This is a genomic window from Candidatus Chloroploca mongolica, assembly GCF_004762035.2.
Classification (GTDB): Bacteria; Chloroflexota; Chloroflexia; order Chloroflexales; family Chloroflexaceae; genus Chloroploca; species Chloroploca mongolica.
This window is the reverse complement of sequence record NZ_SIJK02000019.1, coordinates 57,642-80,658: the sequence shown is the minus strand read 5'-3', so window position 1 is coordinate 80,658 and position 23,017 is coordinate 57,642. Positions and strand designations below refer to the sequence as shown.

Sequence of the window (23,017 nt, the reverse complement as noted above, 5' to 3'; positions counted from 1 at the left end):
AGCTAAAGCTTGCCTTCAAAGAACGTCAGCAAGATGCTTGTGGGCCAGAACGCCGGATAAACAGCCAGATAAAAGCCGCCGCGAGCACGGCCAACCCGGTGCTGATTGCCGTCCAGGTCATCTCTTCGGCGGTGGTGGTATAGGTTTGCCCGAAAATCAACGCACTGGAGGAAAGACTGGCATGCATAAAGTAGGCGATCAGCAAACTGCCCTGGGTTCGTTCATAGACCCAGGTAATAATGAAGGACCAGGCGGTCAACAAGATCGGGCCGAGCAGGCTAATCAAAATCAGCGAGTCGAGGCCCCTGCCGCCAAGCGCGAAGTAATCCGCATAGCCGTGCCACAAGCCACCCCAGACCAGGCCCAGCAACAGGGTGGCGACAAGTGGGGAGTGGCGTTTGAGCAGGTGCGGCAGGAGAAAGCCGCGCCAGCCGCATTCTTCCATCAACCCGGCGGTGAGTCCCAAGGCAATGCCAGGGCCGAGCAGGTTTGCCATGGCGCCGAGATCCACCGGGTAGCCTGCCAGCCAGCGTACGAGTGGCGTGAGCGCCGTCACTGCAGGGATCACCAGCAAGGCAAACCACCAACCTCCCACCTTCCCCATACGTGCCCTGGCCCACAGAGCGTGCAGCCCCGCTTGTCCGTACACCAGCCAAGTGGTGAACAGGCCGCTGAGTGAAGGCCCAAACCCACCCAGAATGACGAAGATGAAGGCGCTGGGTGGGGCTTGCATGAGTCCGCCGGGTTGGATGTACAGGAATAACAATGACCAGATGCCGAAGGACCAGATCATCGTCAGGAGGATGTAGGTGAAAATGGGATGACGGGCAAACCAGGCTTTCATGTTCATCTGTGATTTCCAATCAATCTTGAAAGCTTCGTGCTCATAGTGTAGCGGACGACAAACAAAAACTCCCCCGCCCAGGGGGGAGTTTGAGACTGGTCAGGTGGACAGGGAATTCTCTTTCCAGATGTTGCGGAATGTTGCCGCTCTTGGGGTCGCGCATAGGCACTTCGGGAGTGCGAATGATCGCCACATTTCCTAGGCCCTGGCTGGCAAAATAGGCGTTGGCGTAACCCCGTTCCCAGGTTGGCGCGCCCTCGGCGGCGTGCTTGGCCTCCAGCTGGATTTTGAGTTGATCGGGCGCGGTCTGGATGGCCTGGAAGCGCAGCACGCCCGGCGTCTCCTTGATCACCGACCAGAGCGCCAGCGGCAGGACGGGGACAACCTGCCCGCCCGGAGCGACGAAGCGCAAAATTTCATCGGTGCGCCCCTCCACATTCACCACTGGCAGGGTGATGCCGCAGGGGCAGGGTTCGGTCGCCATGCTGACGCGGTCGCCCAACTCGTAGCGGTTGTACCGTCGACCTTTCAGACAGCCTCTGAGTCGTTTGGATTGGCGGGCGGCTAGGAGGTATGCCCCGAAGACTCGAACCAGACGATCTACTTGTGCGGGGCTTCCAGCACGGCGTAGTATTGCTCGGTCAGCACGGTGGGGGCGTTGATGTCGTGGCGGCCGGCCGGTTTGATCTAGAAAAAGGCGACCAGCAGCCCCAGGCCAGCCGCTGCCAGACGGGAACCTGTTTTGGGAATTCCGCCCCAACAGTGCGTGTTATTTATTGAACCACAACCCGCTGACTTGGTGTGGCTCGGCCACATGGAATACCACACGCACTACCACATTGTCATCCTTCTCGAATTTCGCAGTGTAGTTCACCGCATAAAACTCGTTAGACAGCACCACACTACTGACCTCGCGTGAGACGTAGAGACCCAGTTTTGCATCGCGATCCTTTTTCAGGGCGTCAAACTGCGCCTGGGGCATGGCCTTGCGCATATCCACATCGAAATCCTGCGCGAAGGCAGCATAATCGTTATTGTTCATACCCGACAGCAGTGCATCGGTTTTGTCTTCGCTGAAAGCCAGCACGGCATCCATGTCGGTGCCGGTGAGTTCGGTTGTGCTTGAGCCGCAGCCAAACAGGAGCATCGAGAGCAAAACAGCGAACAAAACGATGAAAATAGATTTTGATTTCATGATGTTTTTCCTTTCTGAATTAAATGAGCAGTCGCAAAAACCGTCCGCAATGACCTTTTTGATCGTCTACCATGCTTTAACCCAGGGTTCAGACACATCATACTCGATGAAACCCAGCGATGCATACAACGCCCCGGCGGCGTCTGTATAGGAGCCAACCGTGCAGAGCGTGGCCCCCAGGTCGCGGACGCGGCGCAGGCCCTCGGCCATAAGTGCCTTGCCCAAGCCTGTGCGTTGATGTTCAGGATGCGTTCCGACCGGCTCGAAGGCGGCGGTGCGGGTCGCCTCATCATACCAAAGGGTACAGAAGGCGGCAAACGCGCCATTGGGGGCGACGGCCACCAGATCCAAGTCGCGGCGGTAGAGCGGGGCGCGCTGGATGTTGGTGTACCAGGCCCAACCTTCGTATTTCTCATCCGGCTCATGTGGGTGGAAAACCTTCCACGAGAGCCAACTGCGGGCCCGAAGTTCGTCCAGGTCGCCCAGGGCGCGCAGGGTATAGCCTGCGGGGGTAGGAACGTCTGGAATCGGTAGGCTCATTTCACGGCGGCGCTGGTATTCGGGATGGTTGCCCCTGGCATAGCCGCGCCGTTTCAGCACATCCTGCCGTAATTGGTCGTTCTCGTGAGCCCACACGACCAGACGCTGCCGCCCATCGGCCTGCGTGGTGGCAAATTGCGTTTCTGCCACTGAAAGCATTGCCACTTCAAGTTCAGGGCAGCGACATGTAGGATGCACTTGCAAAAAGGCTTCCCCAGCCCCATCGGGATGAAGCACGGCTGCCAGCCGACCCTCGGCGGTCTCCCAGATAAAAATCGCAGCCGAAAGGTCGAATTTGAGGATATTCTCGTTGACGTGCCAGCGCCAGTAATCCCAACGGTAGAGTGGCCAACTGATTTCGCGGTGGTCGTTCGCCAGGAATAGTTCGCGCAGGAGCGCACGAATGTTCCAGTAATCATGGTCGGATTGGTATTTTCTCAGGGTCAGTTTCATACATGTCTCACGAAAGCACGAGCAGGATTGTTTCATTCGGTTTGCAGAAAACCGCGCCAGCCATATTTCTCACCAAAGGAGATGATCAGGCCGAGAAATGGGCTGAGAATGACGGTACTCATTGAGATTACTACCTCTCCAGTGGGTTGAAGGGCGGCTGGGGAGGCTGGGAGATTTCGGGCAGGCGTTGGAGGGCGCGCTTTGCCGCAGCGCGAATCAGAAAGCGGGCTTTTTTCGGGGCGAGTGAGAGCAACGGCACGGGGTCGAAAACATTTGCCACATGCGTAAAGATCGGCTCTTTCGTCACCACAGTCTCAAGATCTGGGACAAAGGCTTGCGCCTTGCGCACAGCTGCCCGGTCGCCGCTGATAAAAACCAGGGGAACACCCAACACAGCGGCGGTGGCTATAGTCATGCCGATTTCGCCGACAGTTTCACCATTCCACTGTGATTTCCTAATGTCATAATGGTTGAACTCCTTTAGGTGATGTGTGACATGCGGATATTCAGCATGATACGACTATGGAAACAAAAACTCCCCCGCCGACGGGGGAGTTGGGCGCTGGTCAGGTGGACAGGAAGAGGATTAAACGAGTTTTTTTTGGATCGCCATCGTCACGGCCGCGACGCGGTTATCCACGCCCAGTTTCATCAGGATGTTGCTGATGTGGTACTTGATCGTGGAAAGGCTGACCACCAGCCGCTCGGCAATTTCGGCGTTGTTCAGGCCCTCGACCAACAATTTCAGCACTTCGCGCTCGCGCTCGGTGAGCACTTCCGTTTCCTGGGCTTGCTGGCTGGCATGGACAAGGGCCTGAGCTGCTTCGGGCGAGAGGATCATTTTGCCCTCTTTGGCAGCTTTGATCGCAGCGGCCAATTCCCATGCGGTCACATTTTTCATCAGGTAGCCGATCGCTCCGGCTTTGAGCACGTTCTGGACCAACTCGTCCTCGTGGAAGCTGGTCAGGGCGATGATTTGGATCCCCGGATGTTGCTTTTTGATCGCGGCAGTCGCGGCCACGCCATCCATGACCGGCATCATCAAGTCCATCAGGATAACATCCGGCTTGAGCATTGCAACCAGGGCGACGGCCTGTTCACCGTTTTCGGCCTCGCCGACCAGTTCCAGGTCAGGGTTGACGCTCATAAACGCGCCCAGGCCAGAGCGGACAACGGCATGGTCATCGACGAGCATGATGCGGATTTTGCCAGTCATACGATCTCCTTAACGACTGAAATCTGCGTCCCTTCGCCGGGTTCGCTGTAAATACGCAACTGCACGCCAAGCGCTTCGGCGCGTTCGCGCATAATTTTCAGGCCGAGATGGTCGGCAGTGACCGCCAATGGATCGAAGCCAACACCATTGTCGGCCACAGTCAGACGGACGGTTTCGCCCAGCCGTAGGGTGACCACGGCCTCGCTCGCTTTGGCGTGCTTTACGACATTGTTTAAGGCTTCCTGGACGAGCCGATACAGGCCAACCTGCACATCGGGCGGTAACTTGCGTTCCCCTTCGACGCTGAGTTGGATGTTTATGCGTGAGCGGCCAATCATCGCTTCGGTCAGTTGGCGTAAAAGTGTCGGCAGCGGCACTTCCACCAGAGCGTTGGGGCGCAGTTCGACGAGCAGGGTGCGCATTTCAGCCAGCGCACCACGCGTGAGTTGGCGCATCTCCTCTAGGCGGCGTCTGCCCTCGTTCGGATTCATGTTCCAAATATCGGGCAGTACGTCGGCGATTATGGTGATAGAGAAGAGGGTTTGGGTAACGGCATCGTGCAGGTCACGCGCCAAGCGGGTGCGCTCGGCAGTCACGGCATCCTGCGCAGCTTTCTCGCGTAGGCGCTCGTTGGCAAGATTCAGTTCCTCGGTTCGTTCGGCAATGCGCTGTTCGAGCACCTTTTGCAATTGGGCGTTTTGTTCGCGCACCGCCCGTACCCGCCACTGGAAGCCACCGGCAACGAGCAAAACCATGCCCAGGAATAGCCCCAACTGGAACGGCCAGGTCTGCCAAAAAGGTGGCGCGACCGTCAGCCGCACAGAGGTTCCGGTTTCATTCCAGATGCTGTCCTTGTTAGCGGCGCGGACGCGAAAGGTGTAGTCGCCGCCGGGTAGGTTGGTGTAACTGGCGTAATTGCGCGTGCCAGCCTGCACCCATGTTTTATCGAAGCCTTCCAACATGTAAGCATACTGATTTTTGGAGGGTGACTGGAAATCGAGGGCGGCAAATTCAAATGAGATGAAGTTCTGGTCGTAGTTTAAGCGAACCGTTTGCGCAGGGTCAAACGCCTGGGGGATGTTGAAAATCGAAACGTCGGTAACGACTACCGGGGGCGGGAGTTCGTTCTGACGCAGATTGAGCGGGTCAAATACGCTGAAGCCGTTGACGCCGCCGACGTAAAAATCGCCGTTGCGGGCCTGGAAATAGGCATTCGAGTTGAACTCGTTGCCTTGCAAGCCGTCGCTTTTCTCGTAGACCTGGAACGTCTCGGTCTGGGCGTCGAACCTGACCACGCCATGATTGGTGGTCAACCAGAGCAAGCCCTGTGGATCCTGCAAAAGCCCCATTATCGAGGCGTTGGGCAAGCCGTTTTTCTCGGTGTAGCTTGTGAACTGACCAGTTTCGGGGTCGTAGCGGCTGAGGCCGGCCTGGGTTCCCAGCCAGACGATGCCATCAGGGGTCTGGAGCATCGTCCAGACGCCATCATTGCTGAGTGAGTTGGGGTTGGCGGGGTCGTTTTTCAGGGTGGCGAAGGTCGCTGTGGTGGGATCCAGGCTGCGGGGGTCGGCAAGATCGAGGCGGTAGAGGCCGCCGCCCCATGTTCCAGCCCACAGTTCATCCCCCACCAGGCCAAAAGAGACCGGCGGTGCGGGCATGGGATAGTTGACAAAGCCCGTCGCGCCAGGGTCGAGGCGTGAAAGACCGGCGAAATTGCTCACCCACAGCCGCCCGGCCCGGTCACGGATGAGATTGGTAACCTGGTTTTCGAGCAGGCTGTTGGGGTCGGCGGGGTCGTTCTGGTAACGGGTGAACAGGCCAGTTTGAGGGTCGAAGCGGTTCAGGCCGCTGCCGAAGGTGCCGACCCAGAGCGTATCATCGGAATCGGCGTAGAGGGTGAGCACGATATCGCCAGAAATGCTGTTTGGGTTGGCTGGGTCGGAACGGTACGGGGTAAATTCGCCGCTAGTCGGGTCGAAGCGCACGAGGCCGTTTTCGATGCTGCCCAGCCAGATAATGCCGTCGCTGGTTTCGGTAAGGGCGCTGATGTGATTGCTGGGCAGGCTCTTGGGGTTAGCGGCATCGTGGCGGTAGGTGCGGAATTGCAGCGTATCGAGGTTGAGTTTGTTGATGCCGGCGCTGAGCGTGCCAACCCAGATGACGCCAGAGCGGTCGGGCCAAACGGTGAAGGTGTTGTCGCTGGAAAGGCTTTCGGGGTCGGCGGGGTTGTGATGAATGCCGGTAAATTGTCCATCGGGAGCCATGCGCCAGAGACCGCCCGACCAACTGGTTACCCAAAGCGTACCGTCACGGTCGAAGGCCAGGTCGGTGAAGTTGTTATCGGCAATCTGGGTGCCAAAGGTTTGGCTGTTGTCGAAGTGAGCGCAAGCAGCGGTTTGGGGGTGATAATGGTCAAGGCCGCCACCCGCAACACCGTAGCCGCCATAGGCAATCCAGAGCGCGCCACCATCAGGGGCAAGTAGGAGGTCGGCGATGTTGGGGGAGGCCAGGCAGTCGCCGGTTTTTTCCAGGTGTTGGGCTGTGCCGGTAGCCGGGTCGAACAGGTTCAGCCCTGCGCCGGGGATGTTGAACGCGCCCGTACCGATCCACAGTTTGCCATCGGCAGTTGGCAAGATGACCGAGAGCGCGTCGCTGGACAGGCTGGCGGGGTCATCAGGGTTGTGGCGGAAGTGGGTAAAGATGCCGCTGACCGGGTCGAAGCGTTCCAATCCGCCGAGGGTGGCGACCCAGTAAACACCCTGCGCATCCTGGAGAATGTCGGTGACAATGGGGTGGCCGAGGCTAGTGGGGTTGGCGGGGTCGGGCGCGTAGCGGGTGAATTGTTGTGTAGCCGGGTCAAAGCGGTTCAGGCCACCGCCCCAGGTGCCAATCCACAGCAAGCCGTCGCGATCCTCGTAGAGCGCGATGATGCTGTTGTGGCTGAGGCTAGCCGGGTCATCGGGATCATGTTTGAAGTGGGTGAGGGTGTAGCCATTGTAGCGGTTCAGGCCGTCTTGCGTACCAATCCACAGGTAGCCCTGGCGGTCTTGCAGCAGGGCAAGACCGGCGTTTTGCGAAAGGCCGTCATCAATAGTGAGATGCTCAAAGCGGAGGTGCGCACCGGGGGCAAAGGTGGCGCCAGTTTCACGTGCGGCGACGGGCTGAAAGGCGGTGAGCAGCAAAACGATAGGGAGAATGAGTAGTCGCAAAAACCGCCCGCAATGACCTTTTTGATCGTCTACCATGCGATGATCCAGGGTTTAGACACATCAATCATACCCGGTGAAACCCAGCGAGGGATCCAACACCCCGGCTGCTTCTGCATAGGAACCAGCCGCGGCCTCAGGTCGCGGACACGGCGCAGGCCCTCGGTTATGAGCGCCTTGCCAATCCTGTGCGCTCATGTCCAGGATGCGTTCCGACCGGCTCGAAGGCGCTCGAAGGCGGCGGTACGGGTCGCATCATCATACCAGAGGGTGCAGAAGGCGGCAAACGCGATGTGTCCCAGCGCGGTTTTGTGTGACGCAAAGGCGCGAAGGCGCGTCTGTCCGCCCACACAATTGTGCCTGAACGCTGTATACTCGAAGATGAAACGAGCGACCTCGGCGATGTTCGGTGAAGGAGCGACGGCGATGCGATCTCTTAGCAAGCTGTTCCAGTATAATCAGGTATGGGCAGATTCAATCTCTGTCTTGGGCTTACCGCACCGGTTCCGCAATGGTGATCAAGCGGTGCGTCATTTCGACGTTGCCATCCACAATCACCTTCTCGCCGATGCACGAAATCATCGTGACTAGCTCGCGTCCCTGGGGCAGCATGTACTGGACTTCTTCGGGGCGTGCCCAGACCTGGCGCGTGACCGTATAGTCATAACCGCTGCCGTCACGCCCATACAGCGTAAGCCGTGACCCGATGCTCAGTTCTTGAAGGCGGGCGAAGGGTGCCGGGATGTGCGGCGTTGCGCGGAAACGCAAGACATGCCCCCAGAGCACGATATTCTCGCCCTGACCGGGTGTTGCACTGGTCTGGTACCAGGCAATCTCGTGGTCAAGCACGATGGGTACGCGATTTCGATCCAGACCCACCGGAAAGAGTTCGCGATCAAGCCCGATCGCTGGAATGACGAGCCGTCCCGGACGCGTCGTTGAGGCTCCGGCGGAGGCCGCAAGCGGGGGCGGCGTCGGTTGTGGCGTTGCCGTTGGTTCAGGGGTGGGGGACGGTTCGGGAGTGGGGGACGGTTCGGGGGTGGGGGACGGTTCGGGGGTGGGGGACGGTTGTGGCGTTGCTGTCGGTTCAGGGGTGGGGGACGGTTCGGGGGTGGGGGACAGAGAAGGTACTGGCGTTGCTGTGTCTTCTGTTGCCACTGGAGGCACCGCAGTCATCGGCAGGGTTGGTTGGAGGGCTACCTCGGCCATGCCTGCAGTGGCCGGCAGCGAACCGCAGCCAGCCACCAACACAAGGGCGAGCATCACAAGCAAACAACGGAACAGCATCATCGTCTTACCTGGCTGCTGTGGGGAGCGTGAAAAAGAAGGTACTGCCCTGCTCTGGGCTACTCTCGACCCAGATCCGACCCCCGTGGGCCTCGATCACGAGTTTGCAAAAGGCCAACCCGAGGCCACTTCCGGTTTTACGGTGCGTACCCGCCTGGGCAAACCGGCTAAAGATCCGCTCTTGATCGGCGAGTTTGATCCCGGTGCCGGTATCGCGGATGGCAAACTCAATCGCAGAAGTCGGGTCAATCTGCGGTGCTTGATCGTTAGGAACTGCGGACTTTAGCTGTGCGTCATTGATGCGCCGCGCCTCAAGGGTGATCTGCGACCGCGACGGGCTGAACTTGAGCGCATTATCAATGATATTCTGGAAGACCCGTTGGATTAACTCATCATCACCAACAAGTGTTTGGGCCTCGGGGTCGAGCTCGATTTGGAACCTGATCTCTTTCGTTTCGGCGATCAGGTGCATTTGATCGAGCACCCGCCGCACGAGATCATCAACCGCGAGGGTCACATACTCCAGCGGCATTTTACCATCTTCGAGGCGACTAATATCAAGGAGCAGCGTTACCATCGCGAGCAATTTTTGCGCACTATCATACGAGATCGAAAGAATCTCGTGCTGGATCGCTGGTTTGCCAGCATGAAATCGCCCGCGCAGCACCATATCGATCGAGGTAATAATACTCGTCAGGGGGCTACGCAGGTCGTGAACCATCATATTGGTCAATTCGCTGCGCAGTTCTTCCGCCTCTTTGGCTGCGGTAATATCGCGTATTGTCACCAGGATGGCATACGGCGACATCATCTGGCCCGGCGAGGCTTGATACCGTACGCTTTCGCTCGTCGCAACCCGCAACACCGACCATTCGAGAAAGCGTGCCCCACGGATGCAGTTATGCAACTGGCCATAGGCTGCGGGTTCATCACCATGTGCCACGGCTGCCATACCCTGGGCCAGTCGTTCAAATTCATCAGGCAGCGCCTCGACATTCTGCTGCCAGAGCGCAAGCAACGCGTCGAGCGTTAGCCCGTCGAGCGCCTCTGGCGTTTCGATCACTGGCGACCACGAAGTCGTGCCAGCCAGGTGCAGAAACGAGTCATTGGCAACGGCGATCTGCTGCTGTTGATCGATCAGCAGCATCCCCTCTCGGGTCGAGGCCATAATCGAAGCGAGTTGATCTCGACCCTGACGGATCACGTCAAGCAGGTGGAGATGTTCAACCGCACGCGCCGCCTGGCTGGCAAAGAGGATCAAAGTCTCAATTTCGGCGGCTTCAGGCACACTTTGACTATAGCCCATACAGATGGCACCGGCGGGTTTGAGGGTGCCAGGCAGGGGCAGCGCAAGAATGCCCTCGCGTGCTTCGGCTTCGCTATGGGCCTGCTTTTGAGGGCGCCGGGTCGCGATCGCACGCTGGGCGAGGTGCAGCACACGCTGTTGATCCCCTGGTTGTGCGCCCGTGTGAAACTTTGCTTGGAGTTCGTTGGTCGTTGCGTGGAACAAAAAAACCCTGGCCCAGCGGGCTTCGCTCAACTCTTGCATGCCGTGGGTCGTAAAGGCATAGATCTGTTCTGGTGAGCGCAGGCTCGTATTGATCGCCTGACCCAGCCCATTGAGTGCAAGCATCCGATTCAAATTGACTTGTTGGGCAGCATAGAGTTCAGCATTTTCAATCGCCGTCGCCACCTGATTTGTGAGGATCTCAAGGATCTGTACCTGAACCGTATCTGGACGCAGCCCATCCTCGGGATCATCAAAACCCAGGGCACCGAGCAAGGTTCCCTGATGATCAAAGAGCTTGCACCAGATGCGGTCGTTCGCCTGCCAGCGCTGAATCTGGGGCGGATGAGCTTCGGGTGCCGGATCTTCTGGGGGCGCAGATGTTGGTCTGCCTTCAAGCAGATAGGTGATGCGTCCACGTGCGACCACCGGGCACAACATCGTCTCGAAGGCTTCCAGCGCAATCTGTTCGGGCACAACTGTTTGCCCGCCGCCTGACCGGGCCACCTGAACGAGATAGCTCTGACCGGTATCATTGCGCCGGGTTAGAAAGATCGCTGTGCTTGCAAAGCCCGAGCTTTTGCTCAAGAGCGTGGCAAGTTCTGGCAAGAGCAACTCGAGTTGACGCGCCGAGCGCAGCACATTCGAGGCACGCAGGATCGTATAGAGGCGGGCATTGGAACGGTCGAGCTCGTGCAAGCGCTCGGTCAAGGCCTGATCGACCGAGGCAAACCGGCGGGCATTTTCGAGGGCGATCACCGCCTGATCGGCCAGAGCTTCGAGCAGGCCACGATCATAGTCGGTAAAAGGGGCATTGTCACGGCGGTTCAGAACCTCAATGACCCCTTTGATCCCATCGACTCCACGCAGTGAGACAGCGAGAATTGATCGAGTAGTAAATCCGTTTTCGCTGTCAAATTCACGATAAAAGCGCCCATCTGATCGGGTGTCATTGATGATGATAGCCTGGCCGGTGGTTGCCACATGGCCGGCGATCCCCTGCCCTGGCGGAATCCGCTGGCCGACCAGTTGATGCCCCGAAGGATTGGCGACGCACCGAAAGACCAGTTCCCCGGTCTGCTTATCGAGCAACAAGAGCGAACTCTCTTCGGCGTGCAGCAGGATCGGGGCGCGCTCGACAATAAGGCGGAGCACGGCATCCGGATCGAGGCTCGAATTGATGGCGCGTGCGATCCGATTCAGCGCCTCGCGCTGGCGCACCTCTTCGGCAGCACGTTCGTAGCGCTGGGCGCTGCGGATCGGGCCTGCCATCTCGGCGACCACCCACGCAAACAATGCCTGATCGTCGGCACTGAGACGCACATCGGGCACATCGCTATAGGTGATCATCGCCCCGAATAACTCTTTGTTCGAGTAGAGCGGCGCCCCCATCCAGGCAAAGATCGGCGTTGGGCTGTTAGCCGTCAGGGGTGCGATCCCCCGCCGTTCGCACTCGGTGACATAATCTTCAGCATAGAGACTCTGCTTGCTTGTGATGACCGCACTGATCAGTCCGGCATCTAGGCGCCAATAGAGGCGTGGCACCTCGGCTATATCACCACTATTAATATAGCTCATCTCGAGCCAGACACTATTGCGGTAGCGCAGCAGACATGCGATGACTCGGAAAGGTAAGACCGAGCGGAGCAGCGCGCACAGATCATGCAGCAATGGCTCCATCGTCACGGCATCACGCAGCCGTTCGAGATCGGGGCGCAACCGGGCTTTGCGTTGCTCGAGGGCGCTGGGCACCGGATGGTTCAGCGTATAGTAGGCCAGGGCCATCACCGACGTTACCAGTTTGATCCCGGTGACCTGCGCGGCGGTAAGGTTCCCTGGTGTAATGGTGACATAGCCGAGGAGATGGCCCGTGGCACGCAACGCAAACACCACCCGATCATGCTCAGGGTCAGTGACAACATGGTGCTGGCTCAAGCTGCTGACCGCGTGGGTCAGGGGCACGGTCGCTTGGTGCTCCTCATCCCACACCACGGTAGATCGATGCTCAGGGAGCAGAGCCTGAAAGATGCCAGCGCTATATTGGTCAAGCTCGGCCAGATCGACAGCCTGAACTAATCGCTCCAGATAGCCCTGGCAACGTTCGATAAACGTCAACTCATCAGGCGAAGACAAGGTCATGGTATCCCTTGCTGCTGCAACCCAGGATCTTGCAGAGTGTTGGCGTAGATGCTAGATCTATTTTAACCATCTTTTGCCTTTCTGTCTATCTTTGATGAGAGTGGCGCTAGAGCGATGGCATCTTACAGAATCACATTGACGTGACTAAGCGTCACTGCTATAATCGCTCAGTCCCTTTTCTGAGGGTTGTTTGCGCGGAGGCATTATGGGGTTTATCAACTATTTTACAACGGCAGCTCCTGAGTTTGGTACGCTTGGCTGGCTCTTTTTTCTCGGACAATTGCTAGGCGTTGGGGCCGGTGCCTATTTGCGCTTTATGTATATCGAACGGCATCCCGTTCGTCAGACTTTTCTTCACCGGTTGGGCCTCGGGTTGATGGTGCTGGGTGGGCTTGGGACGCTCCTGGTGGTGCTGCGGCTCCTTAATGTTCCGACGATGAATATGCGGATCTGGTCATGGCTTCTGTTTCTGATCCAACTTGGTGCCGCAGGCTATGTCGTTTATTATGTGCGCAATGTGTTGCCTAACCTGATCCGCGAAGCCCGGCTGGCTGGGGTCAAGCCCGGCAAGACGGGCTCGTCCCGTGCGCTCTCGGGTGGGGTGGGTGCCGCTCCTGCTGAACCGCGCCCGGTTGCGACGACTGGCCGCCGTGACGCACGTCGTGAGCGCAAACGCAAAACCCGGTAGTCATCGGTTGATTGTGTTATAATCCACACGGAATTGGCGTGCCGCCGCTGTCTGGGTTGCGGCCCGTCCCCTTTTACCTGGGGTTGCTATGCCTGTCCGTGTTCCACTGACGACGACCGGCGTTGACGTGGCGGCAATGACATCAACGGTGCGAGGTTGCTATGCCTGTCCGTGTTCCACTGACGACGACCGGGCCGATTACTGAGGCGACGTTTGTAAGTCGACCAAATCAGTTCATCGTTGAGGTACGTCTCAATGGGCGTACGATCCGTGCTCATATGGCTGATCGTGGACGGCTGATCGATCTCCTTAACCCTGGGGTTCGCTTGCTGCTGGCACCTCGCGACGAAGTTGGTCGCAAGACGTCCTTTCAGGTGGTCGGTGTCTACCATGGCGATGAGGTGGTGTCACTTGACACCCAGTTGCCCCATCGCCTGGTGGTTGCCGGGCTCGCTGCCGGGTCTTTCCCGCAGTTTGTGCGCTATCTACGGATGCAACGCGATGTCACCATTGGTGCGCATCGCTTTGATTTTCGCCTCGGTGAGGGTCTCCATACCTGTTTGCTTGAGGTGAAATCGGTGACTAGGGTGAGCAGCGGGCTCGCTCGGTTTCCTGATGTACCCACCGAACGTGGTCGCGTGCAGTTCGAAGCGCTCGCGCAGATTGCGCGGAGTGGTCAGCGCTGCGCTGCGCTCTTTATTATTCAGCGCCACGCCGCCGAAGCGCTGGTTCCCGATGATGAGGTCGATCCAGCCTTTGCCCGTACCCTGCGTACGGCCATCACGTCAGGCGTGGAGATCTATGCCTATCTCGCTCCCCTTACCCCGGAAGGTTTGACCCTCGGTGCGCCTGTGCCGGTTTTTACCTCCCCCCAGGCCATTCCTCAGGCAACCTGGCAGGCTTGAGATGCGCAGGTGTTGTGTGCTGCTTGGGCTGTGCGGGCTGCTTGGGTTGTGCGGGCTGCTCGTGGTGCCCCTGCTGGCTCAGCCTCCCTTTCGGGCCTACCTGCCGCTCCTCATCCAACCTGCCAGTCTCCCTGCTGACCTGCGTACCGGGCGTGCGACCTACTACGATGCGACTGGCGATGGCAATTGCATGTTTGGGCCGTCACCCCAAGATTTGATGGTGGCCGCGATTAGTCATGAGGATTATGGCAATGCTGACCCGGCTGGTGGCCCCGCTGCAATCTACTGTGGCGCGTATGTCGAAGTGACGGGTGAATTGGGCAGCGTGATCGTGCGCATTGTTGATAAGTGCCCCGATGCCATCTGTACTAGTGGGCACCTCGATCTGAGTCGTGAAGCCTTTGCCCGCATTGCCCCGCTTGAAAAAGGCCTTGTGCCAATTACCTGGCATGTGGTGAGTCCTGAACTCGACCGTCCGCTTGCCTACCATATCAAGCCCGGTAGCAATCAGTGGTGGACGGTGATCCAGGTGCGCCATCATCGCAATCCTATTGTGAGTCTGGCCTATCGTGATGCGCAGGGGCAGTGGCAGCCGCTATTGCGCCAGGATTACAACTATTTTGTTGGCTTCAATATGGGGCCGGGGCCGTATACGCTGCGGGTCACTGATCGCTACGGCTATACGCTCGAAGATAGCGGCATTCCGCTGATCGAAGATCGCGAGACAAATGGGCACGCCCAGTTTCCTCGGGTACCATGAAGGAGGGCAAGGTTAGTTCCACCTACCTGTGTTATCCCTCTACCATAATCTCTTCAAGTTATGTTACACGCTACTTATGCCCGGATGACGGCGATCGTGCGTCCCTGCGGCGAGGTGGCCGCCTGCACCGTGGTGCGCTGGGCGATGGGTGGTTGGCCGCTGCGGCGGTCGAAGATGACCAGCCAGCCGCGTTCGAGGCCCAGCCCGGCTAGGTACGGGTCGAGTTGGGCCAGCCCTTCGTCGCGTGGGTCGGCCTCGCCGTCACGCCAGACCTTGAGTTCCATGCCCATCGTGACGGGTTGCGGGCCGCCGTAGCGCAGGCAGAGGTCCATGCGCCGTGTGCCGATGGCGTACTCGCGGTCGAGCAATCCGTTGCCGTTGACGACGCGGTGATGCGGTCAACTCCTGGGCCAGCGCGATCATCGAGGTGGTCTTGCCGGTCTGACGCGGGGCGTGAATGACGAAGTAGTTGAAATCGGCCACCAGGCGGCGTGCCAGCGGGACGCGCGCCGCCGCGGGCAGCATGTAGTGCAGTTCGGGCTTGCACGGCCCGGCAACATTGAATCGCCGTGGCATGGGCTTCCTCCTGGTCGTGTGTTGGTCAAGTATACCATGCCTGGAGGTCTTCGGCTGGTCTTTCAACGGGCCGCGCCAGCGGGGTAGCCTGGGCGTCGTTCGGCGTCCCACGCGACCTTTGCCATGCTGGGCTCCGCGAAGCATCTCGGGCGTCCCAACGCCCGAGATGCTTCGCGGAGCTCAGAGGCTGGCTGAAAAGGGTGCCAGTTCAAAGAAGCTCACGCGAAGGCGCGAAGGGTTCGCTCACCGACGCGAAAAACGTTGCGCCTTTGCGCCTTTGCGTCAAAACAACCGCCTTCTTTGCAAGGTATTGATGCTAGCCCCTACCTAATCAACGGCAAGAAAACAAAGGCCTCCTCGAGCGGCAGCGCAAGCTGGGCGCGTGTACCGGCATCTCTTTCCAGCGCTGGTTCGCCAAGTTCCAGCAGCAAGGTGCGTACCCCATAGAGGCTGAAACGGTCGAAGGTGAGCCGTAGGGTTGCCTCGGTTGCCTCGGGCGCAAACGTGACCATTGCTCGTGCCAGCACAAGGTTGCCCTGGCCGTCAGGTCGTTCACCAGTGACCCGGTAGGCGACGCTCAACGCTTCGGTGATGGCCGCGGTGCGTTGCAATGTGGCTTCCATCGTCACCATTGTGTCGGTGATGCTGAGCGCCGTTGTGCTGATGAGCGCTGTGTGTGTCGGGCTGATCAGCTCGCCACCACTGAGATCGATCACATACGGGCCACCTGGCACGTTACTGGCGATGCTTAGCGTGCCGCTATAACTGGTTGCACTGGTCACAACGGGCGTGATCTGGAGGGTACAGTGTGCGCCTGGAGCAAGCGTGGCCGGCCAGGTTGTCGCACAACTCCCATCAAGACGGGCGAAGGTGTCGCTGATCGTCAGGCTGTTGATGACCAGCGGTGCCCGTCCAGGGTTGGTGATCGTCACCAGTTGCGGCACAAAAGCCTCCCCAATATGTACCCACGTCGGCGTGTAGCCCAGCGCTGGAACAGCACCGCGCCCGCTCAATGCGATGGATGTGGGGCGATCCGTGGCGTTACTGCTCACGGTAAGACGCCCCGTGTGGAGCCCGATCCGCGTCGGGCTGAAGACCAGGTCAACACTGCAACTCGAACCCTCGGCCAGATCGGCTGGGAAGAGCTCGGGGCAATCGCCGCCTTCCCGTTGAAACGCCCCGCTCACCTCGAGGCTCTGCAAAACGAGGGTGGCACTGCCGCTATTCTGGATCTCGATCCGTTGCAAGGCGCTCGTCGTATCAACCTGGTGATCTCCAAAGGCAAGACTCGCAGGTGTCACGGTGATCGCTGGCTCTACCGGCACATCTTCAATCGTTACCGTATGCTGCATCGGCGCACTCGGGGTTGCCTGTGCGGTGCTTTGCAAGCCTAGGATCAGCGTCTCGGAAGGTTCCTGGAGGGTGTCAGTGCGTGCCGCGACCACAATCTGTGTTTCGGTCGCGCCCGCCGGGAAGAGTGCCTGTGGTGGGTTCAGGGTGTAATCGTCAGGCTGTGCCTCGCCTCCGATGGTCAGCGGAATGATGACCGGTTCGGCGGCAGGCAGGTTGAGCCTGAGCGTCACGGTCACGCTTGAGCCTTCACGGGTACTACTCTGTTCGGTGGTAAAACTGACCCGTCGCACCTGGCGGGCGACCGCTTCGACGGCCTGACCAGCATTGATGATGCCTGCCCCGCACTTCCCGATACATGTGCTGCCAGCGGGAAAGGGCGTGACGGTTGCTTCAAGGATCGCCCTCACCTCGGCAGGGGTCAACAACGGGTTGAGCGAGAGCATCAGGCTGACAATGCCCGCGACGTGCGGGGCCGCCATACTCGTGCCCTGGTAAAAACCGTACGCATCGGCTTCGGGGCCGCGCAGACCACTGTTGATCGTCGAGTAGATCGCATTGTCATAGTTTCGGTCGCCCCCGGGTGCTGCCAGCGTGATCAGATTGCCATAATTGCTATAACTTGCCCGGTCGCCTGACTGGGCCGTAGCGGCGACGCTGATGACCCCGTTGCAATTGGCGGGAATCGTCTCGCTGACGTTTCTATTTTGGTTGCCTGCCGCGACGACAACCACGACGCCGCGCTGCACCACCCGATTAATAATGTCCTGGATAAAGCTGCTGCACGTTCCGCCGCCACCCAGACTCATATTGGCCACCTGAACTGGGTTGGGGTTCAACGGGAGGCCGACGACGGGTTCGCCGGCGGCCCACAAGAGTCCATCAAGGACATCAGAGATATAGCCGCCGCACTTGCCGAGCGTGCGCACATGCAGCATCGGCGAGACCCAGTTGACCCCGGCGGGGCCACGATCATTGTTGGCCTGGGCTCCGATGGTTCCCGCAACATGCGAGCCGTGCCAGCTACTATTGACCACATCACAGCCTTCGAGTGGCCCCGAGGCTGCCTCGGCTTCGGTCACATAGTCACCCGGATCACTCGGATCGGCATCACGTCCAGTGCCGTCGCCTGCGACAGCAGTATCGTCAATCACATCATAGCCAGGATTGCCTGAGATCTGGCGCCCTGCCAGATCTTCGTGGTTGAGCAGGATGCCCGTGTCAATAATGCCAATCACAATATTGGGACTACCGGTCGTGACTGTCCACGCGGGTGGCAGGTTAGCCCCGTAATTGTCAGGGGTCACTGGTTTGAATGACCAGCCATACCGTTGATATCCCGGATCCTGTGGCTCGATCTGCGCAAAGATCCGTGTGTCAGGGGCGACTGCTTCGACCTGTGCATCCTGGGCAAGGCGTTGGAGCAGGCGATCGAAACTGGCCTGTGTCGTGACCCCGGTCACCGCCAAGATGTGGGTGGTGGCATCGAAGGGCCGCACATAGGTCAGGCTCGCCTGCACGCGTGTGCCCAAGGCATCAGCGAAGGTCGTGGGATCGGCGGCAAGCTGGGCCTGCACCCCGGCCTCGTCGCGCACCCGCACGATGACCCGGTCGGTGAGCGGGTTTGACGTACCACTGTCCGATACCGTTGATGCCGCTGGCACCGTGGTTGTTGAGGCAACGAGGGCGATACCCAAAACAAAGAGCACGAGGATGATCCGGTGGAGGGTGTGTTTCATAGGGGTGGATTTCTATGCTGGCGCACGTTGTTGCTTTCTCTCGCGATAGTATCGCATAGAATGGCAATAACCTCAAGCATGTTCGGTGCTCTGGCTAATGGTTATTATATAGAGATCAATGTGCTATACTGACCGCATTGTTCTGAACAGGATGCGGTCATTTTCTATGGTGAGTCTTGCTGAGCTCAGGCGCGAGTTGGTGGGTTTGCCCTCATTTGAGGGACTGGCTACGTGCTTGCAAGATCGTCCTGCGCAGGTGCGGGTTGCCCCGTTACCGTCCGCCGGGCGTACTCCCATTGTTGCGGCGCTCGCATGCGTGCAGCGCGCTCCTTTGTTGTATCTGCTGTCGAGTGCCGACCTGGCCTTGCGTGCCGCCGAAGATCTTCGTCAATGGCTTGGCCCCGAGGCGGTGCTCCTCTATCCGGCAAGCGATGCGTTGCCCTATGAACATATGTCGCCCGGTGCCCCGGTGATTGCTGGGCGCCTGCGTGTGATCCAGCGCCTGGCGGCCTTTGATGCGTCGCAGCCGACCGCGCCATTGGTAATCGTGGCCCCGGTCAAGGCGCTGCTTCAGCCAACCCTTACCCCGACTGAGTTGGCACGGGCGATGCTTGCCCTGCAGCGTGGTCAACAGATCAATCAGGATGAACTGCTTCATCGCCTGATCCGTCTTGGCTATCGCCACGCGCCGACGGTCGAAGAGCCGGGCGAGGTGACACGCCGCGGCGATCTGGTGGATGTCTGGCCTCCCGCTGATGAATATCCGTTGCGGATCGAGTTCTTTGGCGATGAAATTGATAATCTCCGTCGTTTTGAAGTCGCAACTCAGCGCAGTACCGCCCGGGTTACCAGTGTGCTCCTTGGTCCTCCCCACGAGATCCCGCTCTGGCGGCGCGATGAGGCCCTGACCCGGATCAGGGCGCTGACGCTTGATCAGTTGCGCCGAGAGTCCCGGCTTGAGTGGGAAGCCGCCCTTGAGCGGTTGGAGCATGGCGACCGCTTTGAGGGACGGGCGTTTTTTGCGCCCTTTTTTCGTCAGTTTGAGCATGAAGTGTCGGGGTCGTTGCTGGCTCATCTGCCCGTAGGCAGCGCGGTGCTCTTTTCTGAAGCACAGTTTCTCCGCCGCCACGCGCTTGATCTCCATGAACATGCCGAAAATCAGCGTGCCCGACTGCTAGAGGCCGCTGAATTGCCGAGCGCCTTTCCGCGCCCCTATCTGCTCTGGCACGAGCTCTTTCCTGCCGAGCTTGCCTTGCCCGATGAGCCGGGCGAGGCGCTGCCGGCGGCTGTGAGCATCCCGCCGACCTGGCCCGGCCTGACGCTGGTCGATCTGAGCAATAATGATGCGGATGCGCCTGGTTCGGTAACACCTTCCCTTGCCCCGCCGCTCTTTCAGCCTGCCGAGCTCTTTGGGGGCCAGTTCCGCCGTCTGGTTGATGATCTTGTCGCCAGGTTGCAACGCGGTGAGCGCGTGGTTGCCGTGACGGGACAGGCGGCCCGGTTGTATGAACTGGTCGAAGAACGCTTGCCGTCTTCGGGGTTTCAGGTGATCCACGGCGCACTTGAGGCCGGCTGGCGGCTCAACGAGGTGAATCTGACGCTCTATACCGATGCCGAGATCTTTGGCGTACGGCAGCGGCGCCCGTTGAGCGAGCGGCGCAAGTCGCTGCGTGGTGTCGATGAGCGGGCCGCTTTTGTGCGCGGGCTGAAGACCGGCGATTATGTGGTACACATCGAGCACGGTATTGCTCTCTATGATGGCTTGATCAGGCGTACCGTCGGTGAGATCGAGCGTGAATATCTGGTGCTGCGCTATGCCGCAGGCGACAAGATCTATGTGCCGGTTGACCAGGTGGATCGCGTGACCCGTTATGTCGGGGCCGGCGATGGCACACCAACCCTCACCCGCCTCGGGACGCAGGATTGGGAGCGGGCGAAGCGCAAGGCTCGTGCTGCTGTCCAGGATCTTGCCCAGGATCTGCTCAACCTCTATGCCAAACGCCGCCTGAGCCAGGGGCACCACTTTAGCCCCGATAACGAATGGCAACACGAGCTCGAGGCCGCGTTTCCCTTTCTTGAGACTGATGACCAGTTGCAGGCAATTAGCGATGTCAAAGCCGATATGGAGCAGTCGGTGCCGATGGATCGCTTGATCTGCGGCGATGTTGGTTTTGGCAAGACCGAGGTTGCGCTGCGTGCGGCGTTCAAGGCGATCCAGGACGGCAAGCAGGTCGCTGTGCTGGTGCCGACGACGGTGCTTGCCCAGCAGCACTTTGATACCTTCACGCGCCGGATGGCGGCCTTTCCTGTCATGGTCGAGATGCTCTCGCGCTTTCGTTCGCCCAAAGCCCAGGATCAAATTGTTCAGGCCCTCGCGCGTGGTCAGGTCGATGTTGTCATTGGCACGCACCGCCTGCTCTCCAAAGATGTCTCTTTCAAAGATCTCGGCTTGGTGGTGGTTGATGAAGAACAGCGCTTTGGCGTGCGGCACAAAGAGCGCCTCAAACAGTTGCGCGCCCAGGTTGATGTGCTGACCCTTACGGCGACCCCGATTCCGCGCACACTCCATATGGCGATGGCAGGCATCCGCGATCTGAGTGTGATTGATACGCCACCCGAAGAACGGGTGCCGATCAAGACCTATGTCTTGCCATACGATGAAGCGCTGATTCGCGAGGCGATTTTACGTGAAGTAGAGCGTGAAGGACAGATCTATTTTGTGCATAATCGGGTGCATAGCATCTACCATGTGGCCAACCGGATCCGCTATCTTGTGCCCGAGGTGCGGATCGGGGTGGGACACGGGCAACTGCAAGAGCGTGAACTCGAGCGGGTGATGCTCGATTTTTTCGAAGGCCGCCATGACGTGCTTGTTTGTACCACGATTATCGAGAGCGGGCTGGATGTGCCGAATGCCAACACGATCATTATTGACGATGCGACCAACTACGGGTTAGCCCAGCTCTACCAGTTGCGCGGGCGGGTCGGGCGCAGTGCCAATCGTGCCTATGCCTACTTGCTCTACAAACAGGACAAACCGATGACCGCCGAGGCGCAGGCGCGGCTCGAAGCAATCCAGGAGGCGAACGAACTCGGGGCGGGCTTTCGGGTCGCCATGCGTGACCTCGAAATCCGGGGGGCGGGCAATCTCCTTGGCGCCGAACAGAGCGGACACATTGCCGCCGTCGGCTTTGACCTCTATTCGCGGCTGCTCGAACAGGCGGTCAAACAACTCAAGGCGAGCGTTGATCAGCCCCAGCCGCCGCTTGCGCCTGACCAACCCGACACACCAGCCGCCTCTGCTGAACGTGACCGGGCGCGGATGGCTGATGCCGTCAGCAAACTCGTCATCAGCGAGAAGATCCTCGTTGCGCCGCTTGTCACCCTTGATTTGCCGCTGACCGCGTATCTTCCTACCGACTACATCGCCGACGACCAGGTACGCCTGGGCGTCTATCAGCGCATGGTCGCGGCGCAAACGCTTGCCGATGTCAAAGAACTGCGCACCGAGTTGCAGGATCGTTTTGGTGAGCCCCCGCGTCCGGCCTTGCATCTGCTCACCTGGCTGCAGATCAAAGCCCTGGCGTTGCAGGCCGGGGTGAGCTCAGTGATCACCAGTGGCGACGAATTCATTATCCGCCTCCCGATCCTTGAACCAACGGCTCGCGAACGCCTCCGGCGGCGCTATGGCCGCGACCCCGGCGTCAAAATTGGCCCTCAATTTGTTCGCCTCGACCGGCGCCGCCTCAATAACGACTGGAGCGACAAGATCATGGGTGTGCTGGAGGTCATGGCGGGGTAGGGGCCCGCTCACTCAGTTCACGTAACCCTTCCTCATCAAGGAGGATGACACACCCACGTTTGAGTTCGATTAAACCCATTGAGCGGAATTCGTTCAAAATTTTTGTGGCCGTCTCGCGATATGTGCCGCTCATTTCACCGAGGGCTTCGTGGGTAAAACGTACCTCGGGTGGGCCGCCGACCTGGCGAAAGAACCGTGGTTTGGGGGGGCGAGCGAGTTCGAGCAGCAACCCGGCTATACGCTGGGGCAGGCTCTTGAACGCAAAATCCGAGAGACGCTGTTCGGCCGTGATCAACCGTTGGCCCAGGATCTCGGCAATGCGGGCGGCGATGCGTGGATCACTCAGCAGCATGCTTTTAACATCTTCGCGGCTCATCAAACAGAGCAAACACGGCCCCATGGCCTCGGCATAACTCTGGTGAAGGCGCTGCCCAAGCAGAGCCATTTCGCCAAAAATCGTCCCTGCGTCAAGCACGGCCGTTGTCAGGGCTTTGCCATCAGCCGAGAGGCGATAGAGGCGTACGCGGCCCTCTTTGAGGATAAAAAGCACCTCAGGGGCCTCTTCTGGTGAGAAAAAGACGGTGCCACTGGCTACCTGTTGCATCGGTGCACGTTTGCCGAGCAATTCGACCTCATCAGGCGCAAGATCGCGAAAAATATCGATATCACGAAGGTAGCTCAGTTTATCGGGCAACACCTCGTTCATCCGTGCTCCTTGCACTATGTCCACCTCGTTCGTGGCATGCGCTTGTCCGCAGCTTGCCAGGTACCCATCGGCTAGAGGCAATCCTTTTCAAAGAACCTCACGCG

General features: G+C 59.2%; 17 protein-coding genes. 4 read left to right on the top strand and 13 right to left on the bottom strand.

The window, feature by feature from the left end; translation table 11 throughout:
* Positions 1-25: 25 nt before the first annotated feature.
* From EYB53_RS12110 to EYB53_RS12070, 9 genes are all read right to left on the bottom strand, one after another.
* The gene (locus EYB53_RS12110; RefSeq protein WP_135478440.1) at positions 26-850 is read right to left on the bottom strand and encodes a CPBP family glutamic-type intramembrane protease; all 825 of its coding nucleotides are present in this window, start codon (positions 848-850) and stop codon (positions 26-28) included.
* Positions 851-884: 34 nt separating this feature from the next.
* Positions 885-1,328, bottom strand: coding sequence for a hypothetical protein (locus EYB53_RS12105; RefSeq protein WP_135478439.1), 444 nt, complete (start codon positions 1,326-1,328; stop codon positions 885-887).
* A 285-nt stretch (positions 1,329-1,613) separates the two neighbouring features.
* The gene (locus EYB53_RS12100) at positions 1,614-2,039 is read right to left on the bottom strand and encodes a DUF3887 domain-containing protein (RefSeq protein WP_135478438.1); all 426 of its coding nucleotides are present in this window, start codon (positions 2,037-2,039) and stop codon (positions 1,614-1,616) included.
* Positions 2,040-2,105: 66 nt separating this feature from the next.
* Positions 2,106-3,032: a GNAT family N-acetyltransferase gene (locus EYB53_RS12095; protein WP_135478437.1), complete on the bottom strand. Its 927-nt coding sequence runs from the start codon at positions 3,030-3,032 to the stop codon at positions 2,106-2,108.
* Between the two features lie 130 nt (positions 3,033-3,162).
* Positions 3,163-3,492 (bottom strand): M55 family metallopeptidase, encoded by a 330-nt coding sequence (locus EYB53_RS12090; RefSeq protein WP_135478436.1) that lies wholly within the window; start codon positions 3,490-3,492, stop codon positions 3,163-3,165.
* Positions 3,493-3,618: 126 nt separating this feature from the next.
* Complete coding sequence (locus EYB53_RS12085) at positions 3,619-4,248, bottom strand: response regulator (protein ID WP_135478435.1); 630 nt, start codon at positions 4,246-4,248, stop codon at positions 3,619-3,621.
* The gene (locus tag EYB53_RS12080; RefSeq protein WP_135478434.1) at positions 4,245-7,493 is read right to left on the bottom strand and encodes a ligand-binding sensor domain-containing protein; all 3,249 of its coding nucleotides are present in this window, start codon (positions 7,491-7,493) and stop codon (positions 4,245-4,247) included. The genes EYB53_RS12085 and EYB53_RS12080 overlap by 4 nt, the downstream gene beginning before the upstream one ends.
* Positions 7,494-7,946: 453 nt before the next feature.
* Entirely contained in the window at positions 7,947-8,744 is a 798-nt protein-coding gene (locus tag EYB53_RS12075) for a sortase (protein WP_135478433.1), read from the bottom strand.
* 4 nt (positions 8,745-8,748) lie between these two features.
* A complete protein-coding gene (locus EYB53_RS12070) occupies positions 8,749-12,387 on the bottom strand; it encodes a GAF domain-containing protein (RefSeq protein WP_135478432.1) in 3,639 nt (1,212 codons plus the stop codon).
* Positions 12,388-12,592: 205 nt separating this feature from the next.
* Between EYB53_RS12070 and EYB53_RS12065 the strand changes: the two genes are divergently transcribed.
* From EYB53_RS12065 to EYB53_RS12055, 3 genes are all read left to right on the top strand, one after another.
* A complete protein-coding gene (locus EYB53_RS12065) occupies positions 12,593-13,075 on the top strand; it encodes a hypothetical protein (protein ID WP_135478431.1) in 483 nt (160 codons plus the stop codon).
* Positions 13,076-13,236: 161 nt separating this feature from the next.
* Positions 13,237-13,980 (top strand): DNA/RNA nuclease SfsA, encoded by a 744-nt coding sequence (gene sfsA, locus EYB53_RS12060; protein WP_135478430.1) that lies wholly within the window; start codon positions 13,237-13,239, stop codon positions 13,978-13,980.
* Between the two features lie 16 nt (positions 13,981-13,996).
* Positions 13,997-14,740, top strand: coding sequence for an expansin EXLX1 family cellulose-binding protein (locus EYB53_RS12055; protein WP_371879106.1), 744 nt, complete (start codon positions 13,997-13,999; stop codon positions 14,738-14,740).
* Between the two features lie 74 nt (positions 14,741-14,814).
* Here the strand turns inward: EYB53_RS12055 and EYB53_RS12050 are convergent, their stop codons facing one another.
* From EYB53_RS12050 to EYB53_RS12040, 3 genes are all read right to left on the bottom strand, one after another.
* Positions 14,815-15,024 carry a hypothetical protein gene (locus EYB53_RS12050; RefSeq protein WP_205712648.1) on the bottom strand — a complete coding sequence of 70 codons (210 nt, stop codon included), beginning with the start codon at positions 15,022-15,024 and terminating at the stop codon, positions 14,815-14,817.
* On the bottom strand, positions 15,002-15,316 hold the full coding sequence (locus EYB53_RS26965) for a hypothetical protein (RefSeq protein WP_167857362.1): 315 nt from the start codon (positions 15,314-15,316) through the stop codon (positions 15,002-15,004). Before EYB53_RS26965 ends, EYB53_RS12050 begins: the two co-directional genes overlap by 23 nt.
* Positions 15,317-15,639: 323 nt before the next feature.
* A complete protein-coding gene (locus EYB53_RS12040) occupies positions 15,640-18,405 on the bottom strand; it encodes a S8 family serine peptidase (RefSeq protein ID WP_135478427.1) in 2,766 nt (921 codons plus the stop codon).
* 166 nt (positions 18,406-18,571) lie between these two features.
* On the opposite strand from EYB53_RS12040, the gene mfd reads away from it, so the two are divergent.
* On the top strand, positions 18,572-22,207 hold the full coding sequence (mfd, locus tag EYB53_RS12035; protein WP_135478426.1) for a transcription-repair coupling factor: 3,636 nt from the start codon (positions 18,572-18,574) through the stop codon (positions 22,205-22,207).
* Here the strand turns inward: mfd and EYB53_RS12030 are convergent.
* Positions 22,194-22,913, bottom strand: coding sequence for a Crp/Fnr family transcriptional regulator (locus EYB53_RS12030; RefSeq protein WP_135478425.1), 720 nt, complete (start codon positions 22,911-22,913; stop codon positions 22,194-22,196). The genes mfd and EYB53_RS12030 overlap by 14 nt on opposite strands.
* Positions 22,914-23,017: the final 104 nt, after the last annotated feature.

What these genes read in the sequence shown, in the direction of transcription:
- EYB53_RS12110 (WP_135478440.1), bottom strand. Translation starts at nt 850, where the DNA reads ATGAACATGAAAGCCTGGTTTGCCCGTCATCCCATTTTCACCTACATC.
- EYB53_RS12105 (WP_135478439.1), bottom strand. Translation starts at nt 1,328, where the DNA reads ATGGCGACCGAACCCTGCCCCTGCGGCATCACCCTGCCAGTGGTGAAT.
- EYB53_RS12100 (WP_135478438.1), bottom strand. Translation starts at nt 2,039, where the DNA reads ATGAAATCAAAATCTATTTTCATCGTTTTGTTCGCTGTTTTGCTCTCG.
- EYB53_RS12095 (WP_135478437.1), bottom strand. Translation starts at nt 3,032, where the DNA reads ATGAAACTGACCCTGAGAAAATACCAATCCGACCATGATTACTGGAAC.
- EYB53_RS12085 (WP_135478435.1), bottom strand. Translation starts at nt 4,248, where the DNA reads ATGACTGGCAAAATCCGCATCATGCTCGTCGATGACCATGCCGTTGTC.
- EYB53_RS12080 (WP_135478434.1), bottom strand. Translation starts at nt 7,493, where the DNA reads ATGGTAGACGATCAAAAAGGTCATTGCGGGCGGTTTTTGCGACTACTC.
- EYB53_RS12075 (WP_135478433.1), bottom strand. Translation starts at nt 8,744, where the DNA reads ATGATGCTGTTCCGTTGTTTGCTTGTGATGCTCGCCCTTGTGTTGGTG.
- EYB53_RS12070 (WP_135478432.1), bottom strand. Translation starts at nt 12,387, where the DNA reads ATGACCTTGTCTTCGCCTGATGAGTTGACGTTTATCGAACGTTGCCAG.
- EYB53_RS12065 (WP_135478431.1), top strand. Translation starts at nt 12,593, where the DNA reads ATGGGGTTTATCAACTATTTTACAACGGCAGCTCCTGAGTTTGGTACG.
- sfsA (WP_135478430.1), top strand. Translation starts at nt 13,237, where the DNA reads ATGCCTGTCCGTGTTCCACTGACGACGACCGGGCCGATTACTGAGGCG.
- EYB53_RS12050 (WP_205712648.1), bottom strand. Translation starts at nt 15,024, where the DNA reads ATGGAACTCAAGGTCTGGCGTGACGGCGAGGCCGACCCACGCGACGAA.
- EYB53_RS26965 (WP_167857362.1), bottom strand. Translation starts at nt 15,316, where the DNA reads ATGCCACGGCGATTCAATGTTGCCGGGCCGTGCAAGCCCGAACTGCAC.
- EYB53_RS12040 (WP_135478427.1), bottom strand. Translation starts at nt 18,405, where the DNA reads ATGAAACACACCCTCCACCGGATCATCCTCGTGCTCTTTGTTTTGGGT.
- mfd (WP_135478426.1), top strand. Translation starts at nt 18,572, where the DNA reads ATGGTGAGTCTTGCTGAGCTCAGGCGCGAGTTGGTGGGTTTGCCCTCA.
- EYB53_RS12030 (WP_135478425.1), bottom strand. Translation starts at nt 22,913, where the DNA reads ATGAACGAGGTGTTGCCCGATAAACTGAGCTACCTTCGTGATATCGAT.